Here is a 21,227-nt window from a genome sequence, read left to right on the forward strand (position 1 = left end):
CAGATGTGTCCGACGACGAAGACGACGAGCGCGATGTAGGGCAGGATCACCCACCACCAGATGTTCCAGGTGGTCATGGTTGCCATGGCGCGCCCCCGCTTCCGGCCCCATACCCCGACAGATATTCGGGCGGGGCGAACGGCTCCAGGCCTACGTCTTCGTGAGGCGGGCCGGCGTCCCAGGCGGCCCGCACCTGCTCCAGCTCGCGCTTGCCCAGCCCGGGTAGGTCGGCGATCACCGCGGCGACCACGTCGGCGTACGGCGATTTCGCCCGGGTCAGGTTGCGCCGCAACAACTCCAGGTCGGCGCGGTGTCCCGTCAGCAGCCGCTGGCCGCGGGGACACAGCGCGGCGAAGTCGAGCACCATCGGCAGGTAGTCGGGCAGCTCGTCGTCGGACGGGACGAAACCGGCGTCGCGGTAGGCGGTTTTGAAGATCACCATCGCCATACCCCGCTTGCGGGTGTCGCCGTAGCGGTAGTAGGTCAGATACAGCGTGCACCGGCGATGCAGGTCGAACGTCTGCACGTAGTGCTGGGCCACCTCGCTGGGCGCGGTGGCGCGCAGCCAGCCCAGGAACCGGCCGAACGATTCCCGTGCCGGCTTCGGGGTGGTGTCGGTGGCGAACTTCTCGAGCTCATCGAGACCGTCGAACAGTGCCGCCGTCGGGTACTGCAGCAGCACCGAAGCCAGCTTGACCGTCGCGGTGTTCATGGGAACATCCCGGGATCGCGGTCTCTGCCATTCCAGTTCAGCAAGTTCACGCGACCGCCGGTTCGGGGTGGCCCGTAGCCGCCCATGCCGGGGCCGCCGTCGGTGTCGAGGCTGCAGAACAGCTGCTCGTGCTGGCCCATCAGCTTGCCGGCCTCTTCGGTGTGGGCCGGCGGAATGACGTAGCGCTCTTCGTATTTCGCGATCGCCAGCAGCCGGTACAGATCGGCGAGATCGCCGGTGGTGGCCCCGACCGAGGCGGGCAGGTTCTCGTCGACGTCGAGGCCGAGCTGCCCGGCGCGCTGAATCGCCCGCACCGCAGCCAGTTTGCGCAACACCGCGCGCACCACCTCGGCGTCGCCGGCGGTGAACAGGTTGGCCAGGTATTCGATCGGGATGCGCAGCGCGTCGATGGTCGCGAACACGTTGTCGGGATTGTCGTCGTAGCCGGCGGCATTGACCACGTCGGCCACCGGCGACAGCGGCGGGATGTACCAGACCATCGGCAGCGTGCGGAATTCCGGGTGCAGCGGCAGCGCGACCTTGTGCCGGACCGCCAGCTCGTAGACCGGTGAGCGCTGCGCGGCCTGGATCCAGTCGTGCGGGATGCCCGCGCGGGCCGCCTCGGCTTGTACGGTCGGATCGTTGGGGTCCAGGAACACGCCGAGCTGAGCCTGGTAGAGGTCTTGGAGGTCGGGTGTGCCGGCCGCGCCCAGTACCTTGTCGGCGTCGTAGAGGAACAGGCCCAGATAGCGCAGCCGGCCCACGCAGGTTTCCGAGCAGACCGTCGGCATGCCCTGCTCGGTGCGCGGATAGCAGAACGTGCACTTCTCCGCCTTGCCGGTGCGGTGGTTGAAATACACCTTCTTGTAAGGACATCCGGATACGCAGAACCGCCAGCCGCGGCAGCGGTCCTGGTCCACCAGCACGATGCCGTCGTCGGCGCGCTTGTACATCGCCCCGGACGGGCAGGACGCCACACAGGACGGGTTGAGGCAGTGCTCGCAGATGCGCGGCAGGTAGAACATGAACACCTGCTCGAATTCCATCTTGACCCGGTCTTGCAGACCGGCCAGGTTCGGGTCGTCGACGGCGAACTTGGGCGCGCCGGCCAGGTCGTCGTCGAAGTTGCTGCCCCACTGGACGGTCATGTCGCGTCCGGTGAGCGCCGAAATCGAGTGTGCGCTGGGGTTTGCGGTGCCCAGCGGCGCCTCGATGACCCTCTGGTAGTCATACGTCCACGGGTCTCCGTAGTCGTCGATGCTGGGCAGGTCTGGGTTGTAGAAGATCGACAGCAGCTTGCGCAGCCGCCCGCCCGCCTTGAGCTGCAGCCGGCCCTTGCGGTCCAGGGTCCAGCCGCCGTGCCACTGCTCCTGGTCTTCGTAGCGTTTGGGATAGCCGATGCCCGGCTTGGTTTCGACGTTGTTGAAGTAGACGTATTCGGTTCCGGGCCGGTTGGTCCACACCTGCTTGCAGGTGACCGTGCAGGTGTGGCAGCCGATGCACTTGTCGAGGTTCATCACCATCGCCACGTGTGCCATCACTCGCATCAGTACTGCACCTCCTGGCTGCGGCGGCGGATGACGGTGATCTCGTCGCGCTGGTTGCCGGTGGGGCCGTAATAGTTGAAGCCGAACGACATCTGGGCGTAGCCGCCGATCATGTGGGTCGGTTTGACCGCCAGCCGGGTCAGCGAATTGTCGCCGCCGCCATGCCATCCCGACACCTCGGACTTCGGGGTCATCAGGTGCCGGTCCATGGCGTGGTACATGAACACCGTGCCCTTGGGCATCCGGTGGGTGACGACGGCCCGGCAGGCCACCACCCCGTTGCGGTTGTAGGCCTCGATCCAATCGTTGTCGGCCACACCGATGGTGGCGGCGTCGGCTGGGCTCATCCAGATCACCGGTCCGCCGCGGAACAGCCGCAGCATGTGCAGGTTGTCCTGGTACTCCGAGTGAATCGACCACTTGGAGTGCGGGGTGAGGTAGCGCACGGTGACGTCTGGCCGGCCTTCCTCGTCGAGTGCCTGGTTGCCGAAGTGCCTCGAGTAGTTCAGCGGTGGTCGGTAAACCGGCAGCCACTCGCCGTATTCGGCGATCCAGTCGTGGTCGAGGAAGAAGTGCATCCGGCCGGTCAGGGTGTGCCAGGGCTTCTTGCGTTCGACGTTGACGACGAACGGCGAGTAGCGGCGCCCGCCGGTCTCGCTGCCCGACCACTCCGGTGACGTCATCACCGAGCGGGGCTGGATCTGGGTGTCCTCGAACGTGATGTGCTCGCCGGCGCGCTCTTCGGCCAGGTCGGCCAGCCGCATGCCGGTGCGCTGCTCCAGCGCCTCCCAGCCCTGCAGCGCGACTGCGCCGTTGGTGGTGCCCGACAACGCCAGGATCGCCTCGGCCATGTGGACGTCGCGGGCCAGCGACGGCCGGCCGTCGGCGACACCGCCGTGCATGGTGCCGTTCTTGCGGGCCAAAAAGTCCACTGCCGCAACGGGTTTCCAGGCTATGCTCTTGACGGCGGTGCCCGCCGTTTCGACCAGCGGGCCGAGGGCGGCCATCTTCGCGGCGACCGCGCTGTAGTCGCGCTCGACGGTCACCAGTTTCGGCATCGTCTTGCCCGGCACCGGCTCGCATTCGCCGTAGCGCCAGTCGCGCACCACCCCGCCGGGCTGGGCCAACTCGTCGGCGGTGTCGTGCAGCAGCGGCGCGGCGATCACGTCGGTGCGAGTGCCCAGGTGCTTGGCGGCCAGCCGGGAGAAGTCGCGGGCGATGGTGGCGAACGCGTCGAAGTCGGTGCGGGCGTCCCACGGCGGCGGGATGGCCGGGTTGAACGAGTGCACGAACGGGTGCATGTCGGTGGTCGAGATGTCGTGCTTCTCGTACCAGGTGGCTGCCGGCAACACGACGTCGGAGTACGTGCAGGTGCTGGTCATCCGGAAGTCGACGGCGACTGCCAAATCGAGTTTGCCGCAAGGCGCTTCGTCTCTCCAGCGCACCTCGGTCGGTCGCAGCTGCTCGGGCGTCTCGTCGGCGCGCACCGCGTTGTGGGTGCCGAGCAGGTGGCGCATGAAGTACTCCATGCCCTTGCCCGAGGACCCCAGCAGGTTGGCCCGCCACACCGTCAGCACCCGCGGGAAGTTCACCGGGTTGTCGGGGTCTTCGCCAGCGAAATGCAGACGGCCGCTTTGTAGTTCGTCGACGACATAGTCGGCGACAGTCTTGCCGGCCTTGGCGGCGGCGTCGGCCAAATCCAGGGTATTGCGGTCGAAGGTGGGGAAGGTGGGCGTCCAGCCCAGCCGGGAGGCCTGGGCCAGCGCGTCGACCACCGCCTTGCCGCGGAACAGCCCGGGGCCCAGCGGGCTGGACAGTTCGTCGGCGCCGAACTGCTCGTAGCGCCACTGGTCGGTGTGCAGGTAGAAGAAGGACGTGCCGGTCATGTGCCGGGTGGGGCGCTGCCAGTCTAGGGCGAATGCGACCTGTTGCCAGCCGGTGAGCGGGCGCACCTTCTCCTGCCCGACGTAGTGCGCCCAGCCGCCGCCGTTGACGCCCTGGCAGCCGCACAGCATGGTCAGCGTGAAGAAGGTGCGGTAGATCTGGTCGGAGTGGAACCAGTGGTTGGTGCCCGCACCCATCGCGATCATCGACCGGCCCTTGGAAAGCTCTGCGCTGCGGGCGAATTCGCGTGCGACCCGTGCTGCTGCGGCGGCGGGCACCGAGGTGATGGCCTCCTGCCACGCCGGCGTGTACGGCTGCGACGCGTCGTCGTAGCCGGTGGGCCACTCGCCGGGCAGCCCGTCGCGGCGCACCGCGTAGTGGGCCATCAGCAGGTCGAACACCGTCGTCACCAACTTCTCGCCGATCCGCATCACCGGGATGCCGCGGCGGATGACGCCGCCGCCCTCGGTGTCGCCGATGTCGAAGCGGGGCAGGTCAATTGCGACCGCCTCGGCGCCGCGGCCGTGCAGGGTCAGCACCGGGTCGACGTCGCCGAGGTCGAGGTTCCACTTGCCCACCCCGGCGTCGGTGTAGTGGTCGGCCAGCGTGCCGTTGGGCACGACGGGCTCACCGGTCGCCGAGTCCAGCAGCACGGTCTGGTGCACGGCGCGCTCGTCGTCTTGGCCGAGGTCGGCGGCGGTGAGGAATCGGTCCGGCACGTAGGCATCGCCGTGTTCGCGCAGCGTCACCAGGAACGGCAGGTCGGTGTAGGTCTTCACGTACTGCTGGAAATACGGCACCTGGCGGTCGCGGAAGAACTCCGACAGCACCACGTGGCCCATCGCCATCGCCAGCGCGCCGTCGGCGCCGGGCGCGCAGGCCAGCCAGTCGTCGGCGAACTTGGTGTGATCGGAGTAGTCGGGGCTGACGACGACGACCTTTTGCCCCCGGTAGCGGGCCTCGACCATGAAATGCGCGTCGGGGGTGCGGGTGATTGGCAGGTTGGTGCCCCAGATGATCAGGTAGGCGGCGTTCCACCAGTCGCCGGACTCCGGGACGTCGGTCTGGTCGCCGTAGACCTGCGGCGAGGCCAGCGGCATGTCGGCGTACCAGTCGTAGAACGACAGGATCGTGCCGCCGATCATCGACAAAAACCGCGTGCCCGCCGCGTAGGAGACTTGCGACATCGCCGGGATCGGCGAAAAGCCCACCACCCGGTCCGGGCCGTAGGTCTTGATCGTGTGCACATGGGCGGCCGCGATCAGCTCGCTGACCTCTTGCCACGTCGCGCGCAGGAACCCACCCTTGCCGCGATTCTGCTTGTAGCGCGCGGTGCGCTCCGGGTCGGCGGTGATCTCGGCCCACGCTTCGACCGGATCGGTAAGGCGCGCACGGGTTTCCCGCCACATCTCCAGCAGTGGCTGGCGAACGTACGGAAACTTCACCCGCGACGGCGAATAGGTGTACCAGGAAAACGACGCGCCTCGCGGGCAGCCGCGCGGCTCGTACTCGGGGCTGTCCGGGCCGACCGAGGGGTAGTCGGTGGCCTGGGTTTCCCAGGCGATGATGCCTTCCTTGACGAACACCTTCCACGAGCACGAGCCGGTGCAGTTCACGCCGTGCGTCGAGCGCACCTCTTTGCCGTGCCGCCACCGCTCGCGGTAGAACTCCTCGGCGCCGCGACCGCCGCGCCGGTGCACCTCGCGATGGTCGGCAGTGGGTGTGCCGGCGGTGAAGTACTGCGCCTTGCGCAGCAGTGATTCGACGGGTTCGCCGCCCGGCAGCAGCGGCGCGAGCAAGGCATGCGGTGACTGCTCGGCGGTGGCGGCGTCGACACGCTCATCACCGGGCGACGGTTGGGTCCTGACGTCTGCCGTGTCAACCACGTCCGTGTGCTCCTAGCCCGACCCGGGACGATGACGCCGTCCGGCGGATCGGGTGAGGATCCTTCAGTGGTGGATGCCGTCGGATTACGCCTACGCCTCCTCGTCCGTGATACCACCGGACGGGACGTTGTGCTGGCAGGATCGCCGATTGGGCGTCTTAACCGTGACTGACGCGCAACAGCTCGGCCAGGCTCGGCAGCTTGACCCGAGGCCGGCCGTGCGGCTCGCCGGCCGAGCGCTCGTACTCGTCGATCAGCTTCCAGTGCGCATCGGTGACGAGTTTCGGTTGCCGGGAAGCCAGCCACTCGGCGAGTTTGTCGGCGTGGTCGGCACCGAAATCGGCGAGGTTGGCCCGCGACAGGTCGTCGAGCAGGGTGTCGACGGTGTCCTGAGAGTCCTTTTTGTTGGTGCCGATCACCCCGGTCGGGCCGCGCTTGATCCAGCCGACGACGTACTCGTTGCGGCTGCCGTCGACCCGGCCGTCGGTGTTGGGAATCGTTCCGCTGCGCTCGTCGAACGGCAGGCCCGGGGTGGGCACGCCGCGATAGCCCACCGAGCGGACCACCAGCTGCGCGGGTAGCTCCTCGCGGGCGCCGGTGTCCTTGGCCACCACGCGTCCGCTGTCGTCGCTGACCAGCTCGTTGCGCCCGAGCACGATCCGTTCGACTTTCCCGTCGCCCTTGATTTCGATGGGGGAGGTGAAAAAGCGGAAGACGAGCCGGCGGTGACCCGGGCGGGGCTCGCGGTTCGCATAATCCCGCAGCACCGCGATGTTCTGCTTACACGTCTTGCCGACCGCGGCCGCGTCCTCGTCACTGATGCCGTCCAGATCCGCGGGATCGACCACCACGTCGACTCCTTGCAGTGCCGCCAGAGTGCCCAGCTCGCGCAACTCCAGCGTCGTGAAGGCGGTCTGCAGCGGACCGCGCCGACCGATGATCATCACTTCCTGGACACCGCACGGGCGCAGCGACTCCAGCGCGTGGTCGGCGATGTCGGTCTGCGCCAGCTCGTCGGGGTCGCTCACCAGAATGCGGGCGACGTCGAGGGCGACATTGCCGTTACCGATGACCACGGCGCGGGCACCGGACAGGTCGGGAGTCATCTGCGCGAAGTGCGGGTGCGCGTTGTACCAGCCGACGAAGTCGACGGCGGCGATGCTGCCCGGCAGATCCTCGCCGGGAATGTTCAGCGACCGGTCCGACTGGGCGCCGACGGCGTAGATCACCGCGTCATAGTGCTCGGCCAGTTCGGCCGCGCTGATGTGCTCGCCCACCACCACGTTGCCGAAGAACCGGAAGCGGTGGTCGTCGGCGGTCTTCTCGAACTGCCTGCTGATCGACTTGATCTTGGGGTGGTCGGGCGCGACGCCCGAGCGCACCAGCCCCCACGGCGTGGGCAGCATCTCGAGCATGTCCACCGCGACGTCGAGCTGGTCCGACGCGTCGGCGGCCTTCAACAGTGATGCTGCCGCGAAGAAGCCCGACGGGCCGGAGCCGACGATCGCGACGTGGTAGGGGCGCATACACCCCGATGCTAAACGGCTACTACCGCGTAGGCTGCCAGGGCCGCAGGGCCGGTAACGTGAGCAGCTGTGGAACCCGACCGCCAGGCCGACATCGCCGCCCTTGACTCCACGCTGACCACCGTGGAGCGGGTGCTCGATGTCGAGGGTCTGCGCTGTCGCATCGAGAAGCTCGAACACGAGGCCTCCGACCCGCACCTGTGGGATGACCAGTCCCGGGCGCAGAAGGTGACCAGCGAGCTGTCTCACACTCAGGGCGAGCTTCGGCGTGTCGAAGAGCTGCGCCGTCGCCTCGACGACCTGCCGGTGCTCTACGAGCTGGCCGCCGAGGAAGCCGGCGCCAGCCACACTGAGGCGTTGGCTGAGGCCGACGCCGAACTCAAGGCGCTGCGCGCCGACATCGAGGCCATGGAGGTCCGCACGCTGCTATCCGGCGAGTACGACGAGCGCGAGGCGCTGGTCACCATCCGCTCCGGCGCGGGCGGGGTGGATGCCGCCGACTGGGCCGAGATGCTGATGCGGATGTACATCCGCTGGGCCGAGCAGCACAACTATCCCGTCGAGGTGTTCGACACGTCGTACGCCGAGGAAGCGGGGATCAAGAGCGCGACGTTCGCCGTGCATGCCCCGTTCGCCTACGGCACGCTCTCGGTCGAGCAGGGCACCCACCGGCTGGTGCGGATCAGCCCGTTCGACAACCAGAGCCGACGCCAGACGTCGTTCGCCGAGGTCGAGGTGCTTCCGGTGGTGGAGACCACCGACCACATCGACATTCCCGAGGGCGATGTGCGGGTGGATGTGTACCGGTCCAGCGGTCCCGGCGGGCAGTCAGTGAACACCACCGACTCGGCGGTGCGGCTGACCCACATTCCGACCGGCATCGTGGTCACCTGTCAGAACGAAAAGTCGCAGCTGCAAAACAAGGTGGCGGCGATGCGGGTTCTTCAGGCAAAGTTGTTGGAGCGCAAACGGTTAGAAGAACGCGCTGAGCTCGACGCCTTGAAGGGTGAAGGCGGCAGCTCCTGGGGTAACCAGATGCGGTCCTACGTACTGCACCCGTACCAGATGGTCAAGGACTTGCGCACCGAATACGAGGTGGGTAATCCCACGGCCGTCCTGGACGGGGACATCGACGGATTCCTGGAGGCGGGGATCCGGTGGCGCAATAGGCGAGATGACGACTGATTCAAGACTTTTCGCGACAGTGGCGGCCCAGCCGTGGCATGACATCTGGCGCGGCGACATTCGCCAATGGATTCTCACCAGCGGCCTGCGCATCGTTTTGCTGCTGATCGGCGCGGTGCTGGCGGCCCGCTTCGTCAATTGGCTGGCGCGAAAGGTGACCGAGCGCCTCGACATGGGCTTTGCCGAAAGCGACGCGCTGGTGCGGTCGGAGGCCACCAAGCACCGCCAGGCGGTGGCGTCGGTGATCTCGTGGGTGTCGGTCGTCCTGATCGCGATCGCGGTGGTCGTCCAGCTGGCCGACATCCTGAATATTTCGGTGAAGGGTCTGGTGGCGCCGGCGACGGTGGTGGGGGCCGCGCTGGGCTTCGGTGCCCAGCAGCTGGTGAAGGACCTGCTGTCCGGGTTCTTCATCATCGCCGAAAAGCAGTACGGGTTCGGCGATCTGGTGGAGCTGACCATCTTGGGCTCACCGACGGACGCCGCCGGCACCGTCGAAAACGTCACGCTTCGGGTGACCAAGCTGCGCTCGGCGGACGGCGAAGTGTTCACCGTGCCCAACGGCCAGATCGTGAAATCGGTGAACCTGTCGAAGGACTGGGCGCGCGCCGTGGTCGACATTCCGGTATCCACCACCGCCGACCTGAACCGGGTCAACGACGTCCTGCGCCAGGAGTGCGAGCATGCCCGCGACGACGAGGTGCTCGGGGAGTTGCTCCTCGACGCCCCGACGGTGATGGGCGTGGAAAGCATCGAGGTCGACACGGTCACGCTGCGGTTGGTGGCCCGCACGCTGCCTGGCAAGCAATTCCAGGCGGGCCGGGAGCTGCGTGTGCTGGTGGTGCGGGCACTGGCTCGCGCCGGCATCGTCACCGCGGTCGACACGCGGCCGACGGTCGGCGCGATCGCCAGCAGCGCCGAACAAGAAACGCAGGAACCGACCAAGTGAAATTCTTTTCCCTCGACCGGTTGAAAAAGATCGGCCAGGACGCCGAGCGCGGCTGGCCGGGGTACTTGTTCGGCGGCCACGTGCGCACGTCCACGGTGGTGCTTGTCGTCGCGTTTGTGGCGGTGTGGTGGGTCTACGACTCCAACAAGCACACCCAGTCGTCGACCCCGACCCAGGTGCCCGCCACTCAGGTGGTGCCGCCCGGCTACGTGCCCGACCCCAACTACACCTGGGTGCCGCGCAGCCGACTGCAGCAGCCGCCCACCCGGACGTGGACCCCGACGACCACCACGACCACAACGACGACCACGCCACCGACCACGACGACCACCACCACGGCGCCGCCGCCGTTCCAACTGCCTGTGCTGCCGCCGCCGTTCGGTCCGGGAACGACGACGTCGACGTCGACACCGCCGCCACCTGAGCCCGGCCCGGCTCCCGCGCCGCCGCCCATTCCGTAGCGTGGTCGGCCTCAGCGAAAGTCACGGTTACACTGGCGTGCCGTGATGATCACCCTCGACCATGTCAGCAAGCAGTACAAGTCGTCGGCGCGACCAGCGCTCGACAACATCAACGTCAAGATCGACAAGGGTGAGTTCGTCTTCCTCATCGGTCCGTCCGGCTCCGGCAAATCCACGTTCATGCGGCTGCTGCTGGGCGCCGAGAACCCCACGACCGGTGACGTGCGCGTGTCCAAATTCCACGTCAACACGCTGCCCGGCCGCCACATCCCGAAGCTGCGCCAGGTGATCGGCTGCGTCTTCCAGGATTTCCGGCTGCTGCAGCAGAAGACGGTGTTCGAGAACGTCGCCTTCGCTTTGGAGGTCATTGGCAAGAAGCCCGATGTGATCAACCGGGTGGTTCCCGACGTGCTGGAGATGGTCGGCCTGTCCGGTAAGGCCAACCGGCTGCCGGCCGAGCTGTCCGGCGGCGAGCAGCAGCGGGTGGCGATCGCCCGCGCCTTCGTCAACCGGCCGCTGGTGCTGCTCGCCGACGAGCCCACCGGGAACCTCGACCCCGAGACGAGTCAGGACATCATGGACTTGCTGGAACGGATCAACCGCACCGGCACCACGGTGCTGATGGCCACCCACGACCATCACATCGTCGACTCGATGCGCCAGCGTGTGGTGGAGCTGTCGCTGGGCCGGCTGGTGCGCGACGAGCAGCGCGGCGTCTACGGGATGGACCGCTGAGTGCGCTTCTCATTCCTGCTCAACGAGGTCCTGACCGGTCTTCGTCGCAACGTCACCATGACCGTCGCGATGATCCTGACCACCGCCATCTCGATCGGTCTGTTCGGCGGCGGTCTGCTGGTCGTCCGGTTGGCCGACAATTCCCGCAGCATCTACCTCGACCGGGTGGAGACGCAGGTCTTCCTGACCGACGACGTGTCCGCGAACGACCCGACATGCGACAGCGCCCCGTGTAAGGCGCTTCGCGAAAAGATTGAGGCGCGCAACGACGTCAAATCGGTGCGATTCCTCAACCGCGACGACGCCTATCAGGACGCGATCCGCAAGTTTCCGCAATACAAAGACGTGGCCGGCAAGGATTCGTTTCCGGCGTCGTTCATCGTCAAGCTGGAAAACCCGGAGCAGCACAAGGATTTCGACGCTGCCATGCAGGGCCAGCCCGGCGTGCTCAACGTGCTCAACCAGAAGGATCTGATCGACCGGCTGTTCGCCGTGTTGGATGGTCTGTCCAATGCCGCGTTCGCTGTCGCGCTGGTGCAGGCGATCGGGGCGATCCTGTTGATCGCCAACATGGTTCAAGTGGCGGCCTATACCCGGCGCACCGAGATCGGCATCATGCGACTGGTCGGCGCCACGCGCTGGTACACCCAGTTGCCGTTCCTGGTCGAGGCGATGGTGGCGGCAACCGTCGGTGTGATCATCGCCGTCGTCGGCTTGATCGTGGTGCGGGCGCTGTTCCTGGAGAACGCGCTCAACCAGTTCTACCAAGCCAATTTGATCGCCCGGATCGACTACGCCGACATCCTCTACATCTCGCCGTGGCTGTTCCTGGTGGGCGTCGCGATGGCCGGGCTGACGGCGTACGCAACCTTGCGCGTGTACGTGCGGCGGTAACGGTGGCCAAGAAGCCAGGGGGGTCCGCTAAGCCAGCCAGGCAGGTGGTGGCGACCAACCGCAAGGCGCGGCACAACTATTCGATCCTGGACGTGTTCGAGACCGGGATAGTTTTGCTCGGTACTGAGGTAAAAAGCCTGCGGGAGGGAAAAGCATCACTGGTGGACGCGTATGCCACCGTCGACGACGGCGAGGTCTGGCTCCGCAACCTGCATATTCCCGAGTATCACCATGGGACCTGGACAAACCATGAACCGCGTCGTACCCGCAAACTGCTTCTCCACAGGCGCCAAATCGATGGTCTGATCGGCAAGATACGTGATGGTAACCTCGCGCTGGTGCCGTTGTCGCTGTATTTCTCCGAGGGAAAAGTGAAGGTAGAACTCGCTTTGGCACGTGGGAAGCGGGCGCACGACAAACGTCAAGACTTGGCCCGGCGCGACGCGCAACGTGAGGTCACGCGCGCACTGGGACGGCGTGCGAGGGGGATCAACTGATCGGCGCGGCCTACGCCCAGCTGTCCGCGGTCAGCTACGGCGTAAGCGACTTCGTCGGGGGTGTGGCTGCGCGGCGCGTGGCTGCGCTGCGCGTCATGTTGGTGTCGTACCCCGTCGCGTCAGTCTTTCTCGGTCTACTGGCCGTCCATGCCGGCGGTCCGATTCACCCAGGCGCCATCCTGTGGGGTTCGCTCTATGGGATCAGCCAGGCGATCGGCGTGTGGTGGTTCTACGCGGCGATGAGCTCCGGACCCATCTCGGTGGTCTCCCCGTTGGCTGCGGTGCTCAACGCGGCCGTGCCGATTGCGGTCGGGGTGGCGCTCGGGGAACGACCGGGTGAGACGGCGTCGGTCGGCGTCGTGCTGGCGATGATCGCGGTGTTTTTGGTCGGCCGGGAGTCGCCCGACGACGAGGACGTCCGCACCCACCGGTTCACCCGTCGGGTGGCTTGGTTCACGGTCGGCGCCGGGGTGGCGTTCGGACTTGACTTCGTGCTGCTGCATCAGGCGCCGGTGGAGTGTCGGCTGTGGCCGCTGTTTTTCGCGCGGGCGTCGGCGACGGTACTGGTGTTCGCGGTGGCGGCGGCGACCGGGAATTTTCAGATGCCGACCAAGTCGCCGCTGCGGCTGGCCTTGGCGGCCGCGGCGCTGGACACCTTTGCCAACATCGCGATGCTGATGGCGCTGCATGCCTGGTTGCTGTCGCTGGCCAGCATGCTGATCTCGCTGTATCCGGCCGCCACCGTCGTGCTCGCGATGGTGGTGTTACGAGAACGGGTGACCCGTTGGCAGGGGATCGGCATGGTGCTGGCGATGGTCGCGGTTGCGATGATCACCGCCTCTTGACCGACGTCTAACATCAGGGCGCATGAGCCGTCCGGTCACCCAACTCGACAAATCCGACGTGCTGACGGGGCTGTTTGCCTCGTGGGACGCGCTGGACGGACTGCTGAGCGGGCTGTCGGAGGAGCAGTGGCGGACGCCGACGCCGCTGCCCGGCTGGGATGTGCACGCGGTGGTCGCGCACATCATCGGCACGGAGTCGGCGCTGTCAGGGGTGCCGACACCCGACGTCGACGTGTCGGGTCTTGCGCACATTCGCAACGACTTTGGTGCGACGAACGAGTGCTGGGTCCGCCATCTGCGCGGCGAGCCCGGCGCCGAGCTGCACCAGCGATTCCTGGCGGTGACCCGGGATCGGCGCAAGCGCCTGACCGACATGTCGGAGGACGACTGGCTGGCGGTGACGCCGACGCCCGCGGGGCCGGACAGCTACGGCCGGTTCATGCGGGTGCGGGTCTTCGACTGCTGGATGCACGAGCACGACATTCGCGACGGGCTAGGCCTGCCGGCGTCGGAGGCGGAGCTGGTTTCGCCGGCGGCGCGGCTGGCGCTCGACGAGATGGCGGCGAGCATGGGCTATGTCGTAGGCAAGCTGGGCGGAGCACCCGATGGGTCGCGGGTCGCGATCGAGCTGACGGGTCCGCTGGCACGGGTTATCCGCGTTGTTGTCGACGGGCGCGGGCAAGTGGTCGACGACTTCGGTGGGTTGGAGCCGACGGCGACGATTCGCGTTGATGGGTTGTTGTTCACCCGGCTGGCTGGCGGACGGGTGGCTGGGGCTCCGGTCGAACTCGACGGTGACCACGAGGTCGGGGCGCGGATCGTCGAGCACCTGAACTATGTGATCTGACCAGGCGGGATGACAATTCAGTGGCCTGTTGTTGCAGATCGCGTACCATTGATTGTCCTGCCGAAAGTCGGTGGGGATGCTCGAAGACATGGGGCTGAACGGTTTCGACTTCGCGCATCGAATCAAGGGAAGCGTGCCGGTGCAGGCAAGAGACCACCGTAAGCGTCGTTGCAACTAGATAAGCGCCGATTCACATCAGCGCGACTACGCTCTCGCTGCCTAAGCGACAGCTAGTCCGTCAGACCGGGAACTCCCTCGACCCGGAGCCTGGCGTCAGCTAGAGGGATCAACCGTTAGGTTCGGTCGCGGGGCCTAGCGGGACACCAAACAGCGACTGGGATCGCCGTCCCGGCTAGTTCGCGAGACCGGGAGATCCGAGTAAGGGCAAAGCGAACTGCGCACGGAGAAGCCTTGAGGGAATGCCGTAGGACCCGGGTTCGATTCCCGGCAGCTCCACTGTTTTACCAGGGAAAATAGAGTGAATATCGGCCACGTCAGCACCACGTCAGCACAACTGGCCCTAGGATGCCCGACGCGGCCTTTATTCGAGAACGCAAGCGCAAGGACGGCACTACATACTTTTCCGTCACTTACCGGCTAGGTGGGCGGGGTAGTCGCCAGTCGTCAACGTCATTCCCTGACCAGAAGGAAGCCAAGCGCTTTTGCGCCCTCGTTGACTCGCACGGCGCGGAGCGCGCTCTAGAGCTAGCTGGGATCGCGGACACTCAACGCCCCCTGTCCACGCTGACAGTCGCGGAATGGCTCGACCGCTATATCGGGAGCCGGTCGGGTGTCGAGAAGAAAACCATCACCGAATACAAGCGCTATGCGGAGCGCGACATCGGGCCGGCCCTTGGCGCGATCCCGCTTAACAAGCTCACCCGTGAGGACGTAGCCGAGTGGGTTAACGACATGCAGGAAGACGGGGCGGCAGGCGGCACGCTGCAGAACAAGCATGGGTTTCTGTCGGGCGCGCTCAAGGTCGCCGTCAAGGATGGACACCTGGCCGCTAACCCTTGCGAGGGCGTGCGACTGCCGCGCACCGAACAAAAGGAAATGTGTTCTTAACCGGGCCGGAGTTTTACACACTCAAGGCGGCATTCAGTGACCACTACCAGCCCTTTGTGGAGTTTCTGGTGTCGTCGGGATGCCGCGCTAGCGAAGCGCTTGCGCTTTAGCCGAGCGACATTGATCTAGAAGCCGGAACCGTGCGGATCACCTGGTCTTGTCACCGTGGCGGACCTGACGGCTATTACCTTGCGCCGCCTAAGACGCAAAATTCGATCCGGACTATCAACGTGCCTAAATCCGTTCTGGGGCAGCTTGATTACAGCCATGAATGGGTTTTTCTCAGTACGCACGACCTGCCGATCCGGCTCTACAGTTGGCGCGCTAACGTCTGGTACAAGTCGCTGGCGAAGTCGAAGGCCGATGGCCTTACGAAGTCGCCCCGTATTCACGACCTCAGGCACACTTGCGCCTCTTGGATGATTCAAGCGCAGCCACCAGTCCCGCTTGCGGTCGTCCGGGCGCACTATGCCTGGCTTTCGTCCGGTGGTGAAGCCGCCGAGCGCTGCCGCATCCCCTCAACAAACTCATCCATACCGAAGGCTTTCGACAACGCTTCCCCTGCCTCGTTGACCTTCGCGCGGTGTTGTTCTTGTGCCTCTTGGTATGCCGCTTCCGTTCGATATTCAGCACGATTGTCGGGCCACGGCAATCCGACCCGATGGGCGACTGCCTCCGGTGCGTTGAACTCTCTGCTCCGTGCGTCGGCTTGCGGGTCCCAATGCAGAGCCGTGGCCATCCATGCGATAGCTAGCTCTACTCTTCCCGCTACCCGAGGATGACGACCTGATTCGGCGGGAAAGCTGACAGTCCACGGATCAGGGCGGTTAGGACCCTTCTCCGCCTCAGCCAAAATGCGTGTGCGTCCGAGGTGCGCTGAACGGACGCGGACATCGCCGATGTTGTCAGTGAGAATCATCTTGCGTTCGTCACCGATCACCGCCCAGCTCCATCGTGAGTCATCGATATAGAACCTGCGCTGGACAAGGTGGTCCCGCTCTGGCGTCTCGTAGATGATGTGCTCATGCCAGTCCATAGTCTGATAGCTAATCAGTGAGACATCTGCCTGGTGAAAGATTGCACGCCATCCTGCTCAGCGTCTGCCGCGAGATGCTGCCCGTCCGCTTGCGGCGGTGGCGCGTCATTAGCCCGTCTCAGCTAGCACCCGATAGACGGTCGCGCGACTGACGCCGAGGGTGGCCGCAATAGTTCCAGCCAATTCGCCACTGGCGTGCATCCGCTGCGCGAGAGCGGCTTTGGAAGCGTTGAGCGCTTTCGGGCGCCCAATCGACTGTCCGCGTGCTCGCCGGGCTTCCCGCGCCGCCGAACGCCGCTCCCGGCCCAGCTCCAATTCGAGTTCGGCCAGGCTTGCAAGCACGCCGGCCACCATTCGGCCCGCTGCGCTAGATGTGTCGATGCCTTCTCTTAGGGACCTCAGAACGATGCCACGCTCGCCAAGTTCCCTAATGGTCGTCATTACGCTCAGCAGCGTTGCGCCTAGTTTTGCGAACGCGACTCCGGTCGAGGATGGCGCGTCCATTGCTTTACGGGTCTCAGACGGGCTAGCGCGGCCGGTGGACCCGAGGCGGTGGTGTGAGTACCGTCCCTGGTATGGCGAAACCCGGCGCCCCTGAGTACCAAGCAAAGGTTGCTGAGCTGGTCTCGTCCACACCACCGCTCGCCCACTCTCGGCGGGAGTCCATCGAGCGGATATTTGCCCATGCGACGATCGACGGAAAGTATGCCGGGCCGATCCAGTGACAGCCGTGCCCGCTCCACAGCCGGAAAAGTTGCCGCTGTCTCCGATGCTCTTTCAGTACCTCGTCGGACTTTTCACCCTCAAGCACGGCCTTGGCGTGAACTACCACGTGACACTTGGCGACGAGGTGCCAGACGAGGCGTCGGGCACCCGGCGCGATGTAGACGTAACGGTGGCGACCCCGGACGGCGAGGTGTATGAGTTCGCGGGATACGAGGTCAAGCACTGGAAAAAGAAGCTTGATGTGTCGCACGTCGAAGCGTTAGCCATGAAGCTCAATGACATGCCCACCGTTACTCAGCGAGCAATCGTGTGCAGTTCGGGCTACACCGAAGGCGCAATCAAAAAGGCCGCCCATCACGGCGTAGACCTTTACGTCATCAAGGAGTGGACCACTCCGATTGAGGAGCAATTCCCCGACCTTGCACCCATGAAAGGGCCTCCCTCAGAAGTCTTTCGGGGGTCGCAGTTCTACTTGACGTGGCCAGAGTGGCGCATCGAGGCCCACATGGACAATGCACCACAAATGGATCTCATACCCTGGGACACACCACTTTTCGATGCCGACGGCCAGCCGCATCCCGCATACGTCGACTTCCGGAGCTTTACAGAGGCAATGTTGGTCCTATCCACCGACATCCTCTTCGGAACTCAACCGATGAAAGAGCGCATCGGGCCAATGTGGGAAGCGCTACTCAGCCACGGGGCTATACCGATGCCGGACAATCCCCGATGGCCTTTCGGCCATACATTCGGCATCGACAAACAAGAGGTATACATTCGCGCCACGGATGACGCCCTGTACCGCATCGAGGCAGTGACCCTGCAAGGGCAGCTCAGCTGGGAGTATTCCCCGATGCTCTACCTTGCGATGGAAAAGGTTCCCACGGGCGAGATGTTCGCCACCGCTCTGGTCGGTGTGAGCCCAGTTCCAGGTCGCATGATCGCAACCATCATCCCGACTCAGGGTCGTAACCTGACACTTGCAAAGGTCGCGCTGAATCCGGGTCAGCTCAACATCCTCAAACAGTTACAACTTCATCTGGGCGGAGAACCGCCGGTAACCTCAGCAACATGATGAGTTCGATCGCATGGTCGACGACCAGCTTGCTCAGCTAGGCAACGTCGTCGGTAAGAAGTGGTTGCCAGCCGCTGCCAGGTAATGCCTTGTGATTCCGATACTTTCGCTGCGGCTTTCGAGAAACCCACAATGTTAGTTCTGAGTCTGCACTACTCGACGCAACGCAACCACCTCTCAGAGCCCCCGGCCTGCGAGCCAACTGGCGATCCTTTCGGCGACCGCCTGCCATCCGGGCTCAAGCATCATGTTGTGGCCCATGCCGGGGAACAACTCAGCCTCCGTGCCGTACGCGAGTGCTGTCTTCCGTATTTCGTCTTGGCTGACGCAGGCATCAGATTCGGCTCCCAAGACGAGCAGAGGTGTGGTCACTCGGTCAGGCTTGACGAAACTAAGCACCGTGAGATCGAACGTTAATCTCCCGGAGTACTCCTCGTTCAACAGCGCGGCGTAGTGCTCAACATCCGACTCCGGAGTGCTTGCCGAGTAGAAATTTTCACGCGTCGCCTGTGGTGTGCTCACAGCGCGCAGTGACTTGCCCGTAAGTGAGGCTCTTGCGGCACGCAACGGATGACGCCCCATTATGCGCAGTAGGGGGCGGCCGCCCCCGCTCACAGGCAGCGACGCAAGGAGGACTCCCGCCGGGGCGCTGTGCTTCTCAAGGTACTTTTGCACCACTAAGCCGCCCATCGAATGGCCGATGACTACTAGATTGGTAGAAAGACTTGCGGCAACTGAGTCGACGTCGTTGACGTAGTCAACCATCGAACAGGTGCGGGGTTTCCTCTTTTGGCTGCCTCCGTGATTTCGGAGGCTGAGTGCAACGGCACGGAAACCTCTCTCGGCGAAAAAGTCCAGGAAGTGTTCGTCCCAGCACCAGGCTGCATGCCATGCACCATGGACAAATAGCAGTGGAACACGATGCGCTTCGGTTGCAGACCCCCTGTCGATGACTTCGAGCATGGTTCCTCCGTTGCGATCTGTCTGCGGCATTCCCAGGCATCTTCTCAGGCGCTAGGTCCTCGGCTCGTTCGAATCACACATTGTCATTGCCAGCACCAAGCTTCGTGACCGCGCCACGACGCGCGTGCTGACGGCGGTCAGCACAAACCCCTGTTGACTCATGTTTTCCCATGTCGCATCGTGCTGACTCGTATAACATCTGTGCAGGTCAGCTGCGTTATATGCGTCTTCGATTCCCGGCAACTCCACCAAGAAAGTACTGGCCAGGGCTACAAACTCTGGGCAGCGTTCTTTTCTCACAACTTGACCCGACCGAATGCGGCATTAGGACGAAATGCCGTGATAAGCGGCGACGACAGCTCGTCAATTTCGCGTCCTGCGTGGCGCTTGGGCAGCGATAGACTCACAGGGGAATCCTTGATGAATACGGACCACGGCTTGGCTGATAAATCGACGGAACTTCAAAATGAGATCGACCGGTTGTCGGAGAAGCTCGGCGTACGTTCCATGCCGGTTGGGCTCCGAACAAATGATGGACTGAACATTTATATCGCTGACGACGGCGCGTATCACTTTACGTTCTACGAGCGAGGAAAACTCGGCTTCGATCGGGCTGGCAGCCTCGATGACGTTCTCTACTGGTACTGCGAAGGCATAGTGACAAGCCAAGCGGCCAAATGGGTCGGAGATCGCGCAGAACGTTTCAAGTACGAGTACCAAATACTTAGCCGATTCAATATTGACTGGGCGAAAAGGCGGGTGCGTGAACTCGCCGCTCTTTTCCGTAATGGTCAACCACAGGACATTGCCTTACTGCCCGACATTGGCGAAGCGCTGTAGCGCGGTCCTCAATCGAGCCCAGGTACCGTGGTCGTACGTCGCTGCCATGGGAGCGTGCTGATGCCAGACCCATTGCCCGGTCCTCGTCTACGCCAGGTGGCGCTGGTCGCCCATGACTGCGAAAAGATTGCGTCGGCGCTGCAGGAGACGTTTGGCTGGCCGGATCCGTTCCATGATCCGGGGGTCGGAGAGTTCGGCCTCGTCAACGCCGTCTTCCCAGTGGGCGACACCTTCGTGGAGGTGGTCTCTCCCGTGCGACCCGACACCACTTCCGGGCGATATCTCGCCCGTCGCGGATCCGACAGCGGCTATATGGCCATATTCCAGATGCCTTCGCTCGACGAAGCCCGCCGACACGTGACCGATCTAGGGGTACGCGTGGTGTGGTCGATCGACCTCGACGACATCGCGGGAACCCATTTGCACCCCAAGGACATCCCCGGGGCGATCGTGTCTCTCGACTGGGCGTCGCCGACCAATTCGTGGCGCTGGGCGGGACCGGCTTGGACCGGAGCGGTACCTGATCACCCGCCGGGCGGCATCGCCGGCATCACGGTCGAGGTGGAGGAACCGGCCATAGCGGCCCAGCAGTGGGCCGATGTTCTTGGTCTCGACGCCGAGGTAGACGGCGAGCTGGCCCTGGTTCGGCTGGCCCAGGCTAGCCAAACCTTGAGGTTCGTCTCGGCGGTCGATGGCCGGGCGGAAGGCATTACCGAAATCTGGCTGACGCCCGGCTTGCCGGGTCTTCCCGTCGGTGACGGGCCGGTCGCCGAGATCGGCGGAGTGCGGTTCATAGCGCGTGCGGGATGATGGCGTACCTCCGAAACCGCTGTCTCACAACTGCATTCGCTCCCGTTACCTTTCCTCGCCACCCGGCGCCATGGCCCGGGCAGCCCAGCCGGCGGCTGCTGCAGAAAGGACGTGCCATGCGCCGTGGTACTGCCACAGACTCTCGGGCCGGCACAGCGGCGACCCCGAGCGTCCCGCGGCGTAGGCGGCCAGTCCCAAAGCGAAGACGCCGGCCGGTGCCGCCCAGGCCGACCACTGCTCTCGCCGCGCGCTGCGGGCCAGACCGGCGGTGTACACCGCTCCCGCAGCGACGATAGGCCAGTCATGGGCGAACTTCGCCCACGAGAGTTGCGGCCCGTGGTAGGCGAAGCTGCCGGCCCCGACCGCTACGAGCGCTGCCCCGGCGGCCGCAGCCACCGGTGCCTTAACCCTTGCCGCCCAGGCCAATACGGCCATCCCGGCTGCGACGTAGGCCAGGCTGGTGATGGCGAGGACGGGCTGCGCCAGCGCGGCACCAACGACAACGCGTTCGCAGTCCGAGTGACCGAAGCTGGGGGGAGCGGCCAACACCTGCATGGCGATCCACCGTAACGCGTTCGCCGATGAATTAAGACCGAGGTGTGTCTCGCGTGTGACTGTCCCGCGACAGCGATCAAGGACGCTCTCTTTATGACACCGCTTGTGGTGATCGCCGCGCTGGTGACAGCACTGTGCATCGGCTACTACTTTGGTCGGTGCGCCCGCTCGAAGCCTCCAAGCTGGAAGA

At 64.8% G+C, this 21,227-nt stretch carries 21 protein-coding genes, 1 other RNA gene and 1 pseudogene; 15 read left to right on the forward strand and 8 right to left on the reverse strand.

The genetic code is table 11. The annotated features are described in order from the left end of the window. Positions 1-73: 73 nt before the first annotated feature. From narJ to AWC14_RS11670, 4 genes are all read right to left on the reverse strand, one after another. Entirely contained in the window at positions 74-712 is a 639-nt protein-coding gene (narJ, locus tag AWC14_RS11655) for a nitrate reductase molybdenum cofactor assembly chaperone (RefSeq protein ID WP_045379612.1), read from the reverse strand. Next, the gene (gene narH, locus AWC14_RS11660; RefSeq protein ID WP_045379613.1) at positions 709-2,259 is read right to left on the reverse strand and encodes a nitrate reductase subunit beta; all 1,551 of its coding nucleotides are present in this window, start codon (positions 2,257-2,259) and stop codon (positions 709-711) included. Before narH ends, narJ begins: the two co-directional genes overlap by 4 nt. Next, a complete protein-coding gene (locus tag AWC14_RS11665; RefSeq protein ID WP_045379665.1) occupies positions 2,259-5,942 on the reverse strand; it encodes a nitrate reductase subunit alpha in 3,684 nt (1,227 codons plus the stop codon). Before AWC14_RS11665 ends, narH begins: the two co-directional genes overlap by 1 nt. 244 nt (positions 5,943-6,186) lie before the next feature. Further along, positions 6,187-7,554, reverse strand: a complete 1,368-nt coding sequence (locus tag AWC14_RS11670; protein ID WP_045379615.1) for an FAD-dependent oxidoreductase — start codon at positions 7,552-7,554, stop codon at positions 6,187-6,189. 69 nt (positions 7,555-7,623) lie between these two features. On the opposite strand from AWC14_RS11670, the gene prfB reads away from it, so the two are divergent. The 11 genes and pseudogenes from prfB to AWC14_RS29575 form a co-directional block, all read left to right on the forward strand. Further along, complete coding sequence (prfB, locus tag AWC14_RS11675; RefSeq protein WP_045379618.1) at positions 7,624-8,739, forward strand: peptide chain release factor 2; 1,116 nt, start codon at positions 7,624-7,626, stop codon at positions 8,737-8,739. After that, on the forward strand, positions 8,729-9,685 hold the full coding sequence (locus AWC14_RS11680) for a mechanosensitive ion channel family protein (protein ID WP_045379621.1): 957 nt from the start codon (positions 8,729-8,731) through the stop codon (positions 9,683-9,685). Before prfB ends, AWC14_RS11680 begins: the two co-directional genes overlap by 11 nt. Next, positions 9,682-10,146 (forward strand): Rv3103c family proline-rich protein, encoded by a 465-nt coding sequence (locus tag AWC14_RS11685; protein ID WP_045379624.1) that lies wholly within the window; start codon positions 9,682-9,684, stop codon positions 10,144-10,146. Before AWC14_RS11680 ends, AWC14_RS11685 begins: the two co-directional genes overlap by 4 nt. A gap of 45 nt (positions 10,147-10,191) precedes the next feature. Further along, positions 10,192-10,881, forward strand: a complete 690-nt coding sequence (gene ftsE / locus AWC14_RS11690; protein WP_045379627.1) for a cell division ATP-binding protein FtsE — start codon at positions 10,192-10,194, stop codon at positions 10,879-10,881. Next, positions 10,882-11,775: a permease-like cell division protein FtsX gene (ftsX, locus tag AWC14_RS11695; protein ID WP_045379630.1), complete on the forward strand. Its 894-nt coding sequence runs from the start codon at positions 10,882-10,884 to the stop codon at positions 11,773-11,775. Positions 11,776-11,777: 2 nt separating this feature from the next. Beyond that, on the forward strand, positions 11,778-12,272 hold the full coding sequence (gene smpB, locus AWC14_RS11700; RefSeq protein ID WP_045379633.1) for an SsrA-binding protein SmpB: 495 nt from the start codon (positions 11,778-11,780) through the stop codon (positions 12,270-12,272). Further along, positions 12,269-13,117: an EamA family transporter gene (locus tag AWC14_RS11705; RefSeq protein WP_081968163.1), complete on the forward strand. Its 849-nt coding sequence runs from the start codon at positions 12,269-12,271 to the stop codon at positions 13,115-13,117. Before smpB ends, AWC14_RS11705 begins: the two co-directional genes overlap by 4 nt. A 22-nt stretch (positions 13,118-13,139) precedes the next feature. After that, on the forward strand, positions 13,140-13,964 hold the full coding sequence (locus tag AWC14_RS11710; protein WP_045379636.1) for a maleylpyruvate isomerase family mycothiol-dependent enzyme: 825 nt from the start codon (positions 13,140-13,142) through the stop codon (positions 13,962-13,964). Positions 13,965-14,054: 90 nt separating this feature from the next. Continuing rightward, positions 14,055-14,423: a transfer-messenger RNA gene (ssrA, locus tag AWC14_RS11715) on the forward strand. A 66-nt stretch (positions 14,424-14,489) separates the two neighbouring features. Continuing rightward, a complete protein-coding gene (locus AWC14_RS29570) occupies positions 14,490-15,032 on the forward strand; it encodes a site-specific integrase (protein WP_052425600.1) in 543 nt (180 codons plus the stop codon). 230 nt (positions 15,033-15,262) lie between these two features. Beyond that, positions 15,263-15,415, forward strand: a pseudogene (locus tag AWC14_RS29575) (tyrosine-type recombinase/integrase); the annotation flags it as partial. Positions 15,416-15,498: 83 nt separating this feature from the next. Here AWC14_RS29575 and AWC14_RS29580 read toward each other — a convergent pair. Together AWC14_RS29580 and AWC14_RS11725 are read right to left on the reverse strand one after the other, a co-directional pair. Beyond that, the gene (locus AWC14_RS29580) at positions 15,499-16,068 is read right to left on the reverse strand and encodes a hypothetical protein (RefSeq protein WP_235215926.1); all 570 of its coding nucleotides are present in this window, start codon (positions 16,066-16,068) and stop codon (positions 15,499-15,501) included. Between the two features lie 108 nt (positions 16,069-16,176). Then, positions 16,177-16,572 carry a recombinase family protein gene (locus AWC14_RS11725; RefSeq protein WP_045379640.1) on the reverse strand — a complete coding sequence of 132 codons (396 nt, stop codon included), beginning with the start codon at positions 16,570-16,572 and terminating at the stop codon, positions 16,177-16,179. Positions 16,573-16,643: 71 nt separating this feature from the next. On the opposite strand from AWC14_RS11725, the gene AWC14_RS28685 reads away from it, so the two are divergent. Both AWC14_RS28685 and AWC14_RS11730 read left to right on the forward strand, forming a co-directional pair. Next, positions 16,644-16,793, forward strand: a complete 150-nt coding sequence (locus tag AWC14_RS28685) for a hypothetical protein (protein ID WP_158089901.1) — start codon at positions 16,644-16,646, stop codon at positions 16,791-16,793. 5 nt (positions 16,794-16,798) lie between these two features. Continuing rightward, entirely contained in the window at positions 16,799-17,869 is a 1,071-nt protein-coding gene (locus AWC14_RS11730) for a restriction endonuclease (RefSeq protein WP_235215922.1), read from the forward strand. 177 nt (positions 17,870-18,046) lie between these two features. Here the strand turns inward: AWC14_RS11730 and AWC14_RS11735 are convergent, their stop codons facing one another. Continuing rightward, positions 18,047-18,832 (reverse strand): alpha/beta hydrolase, encoded by a 786-nt coding sequence (locus AWC14_RS11735; RefSeq protein ID WP_045379645.1) that lies wholly within the window; start codon positions 18,830-18,832, stop codon positions 18,047-18,049. Between the two features lie 420 nt (positions 18,833-19,252). Here AWC14_RS11735 and AWC14_RS11740 point away from each other — a divergent pair, with 420 nt between their 5' ends. Both AWC14_RS11740 and AWC14_RS11745 read left to right on the forward strand, forming a co-directional pair. After that, complete coding sequence (locus AWC14_RS11740; RefSeq protein WP_235215923.1) at positions 19,253-19,672, forward strand: immunity 63 family protein; 420 nt, start codon at positions 19,253-19,255, stop codon at positions 19,670-19,672. A 60-nt stretch (positions 19,673-19,732) separates the two neighbouring features. Further along, a complete protein-coding gene (locus AWC14_RS11745; RefSeq protein ID WP_142281672.1) occupies positions 19,733-20,482 on the forward strand; it encodes a VOC family protein in 750 nt (249 codons plus the stop codon). A 45-nt stretch (positions 20,483-20,527) separates the two neighbouring features. On the opposite strand, the gene AWC14_RS11750 is transcribed toward AWC14_RS11745, so the two are convergent. Further along, positions 20,528-21,037, reverse strand: coding sequence for a hypothetical protein (locus tag AWC14_RS11750; protein ID WP_045379648.1), 510 nt, complete (start codon positions 21,035-21,037; stop codon positions 20,528-20,530). Positions 21,038-21,227 lie beyond the last annotated feature (190 nt).

Source organism: Mycobacterium kyorinense (genome assembly GCF_002101735.1).
Lineage (GTDB): Bacteria > Actinomycetota > Actinomycetes > Mycobacteriales > Mycobacteriaceae > Mycobacterium > Mycobacterium kyorinense.

What these genes read in the sequence shown, in the direction of transcription:
- narJ (WP_045379612.1), bottom strand. Translation starts at nt 712, where the DNA reads ATGAACACCGCGACGGTCAAGCTGGCTTCGGTGCTGCTGCAGTACCCG.
- narH (WP_045379613.1), bottom strand. Translation starts at nt 2,259, where the DNA reads ATGCGAGTGATGGCACACGTGGCGATGGTGATGAACCTCGACAAGTGC.
- AWC14_RS11670 (WP_045379615.1), bottom strand. Translation starts at nt 7,554, where the DNA reads ATGCGCCCCTACCACGTCGCGATCGTCGGCTCCGGCCCGTCGGGCTTC.
- AWC14_RS11680 (WP_045379621.1), top strand. Translation starts at nt 8,729, where the DNA reads ATGACGACTGATTCAAGACTTTTCGCGACAGTGGCGGCCCAGCCGTGG.
- ftsE (WP_045379627.1), top strand. Translation starts at nt 10,192, where the DNA reads ATGATCACCCTCGACCATGTCAGCAAGCAGTACAAGTCGTCGGCGCGA.
- AWC14_RS11710 (WP_045379636.1), top strand. Translation starts at nt 13,140, where the DNA reads ATGAGCCGTCCGGTCACCCAACTCGACAAATCCGACGTGCTGACGGGG.
- AWC14_RS29570 (WP_052425600.1), top strand. Translation starts at nt 14,490, where the DNA reads ATGCCCGACGCGGCCTTTATTCGAGAACGCAAGCGCAAGGACGGCACT.
- AWC14_RS29580 (WP_235215926.1), bottom strand. Translation starts at nt 16,068, where the DNA reads ATGGACTGGCATGAGCACATCATCTACGAGACGCCAGAGCGGGACCAC.
- AWC14_RS11725 (WP_045379640.1), bottom strand. Translation starts at nt 16,572, where the DNA reads ATGGACGCGCCATCCTCGACCGGAGTCGCGTTCGCAAAACTAGGCGCA.
- AWC14_RS28685 (WP_158089901.1), top strand. Translation starts at nt 16,644, where the DNA reads ATGGCGAAACCCGGCGCCCCTGAGTACCAAGCAAAGGTTGCTGAGCTG.
- AWC14_RS11735 (WP_045379645.1), bottom strand. Translation starts at nt 18,832, where the DNA reads ATGCTCGAAGTCATCGACAGGGGGTCTGCAACCGAAGCGCATCGTGTT.
- AWC14_RS11740 (WP_235215923.1), top strand. Translation starts at nt 19,253, where the DNA reads ATGAATACGGACCACGGCTTGGCTGATAAATCGACGGAACTTCAAAAT.
- AWC14_RS11745 (WP_142281672.1), top strand. Translation starts at nt 19,733, where the DNA reads ATGCCAGACCCATTGCCCGGTCCTCGTCTACGCCAGGTGGCGCTGGTC.
- AWC14_RS11750 (WP_045379648.1), bottom strand. Translation starts at nt 21,037, where the DNA reads ATGCAGGTGTTGGCCGCTCCCCCCAGCTTCGGTCACTCGGACTGCGAA.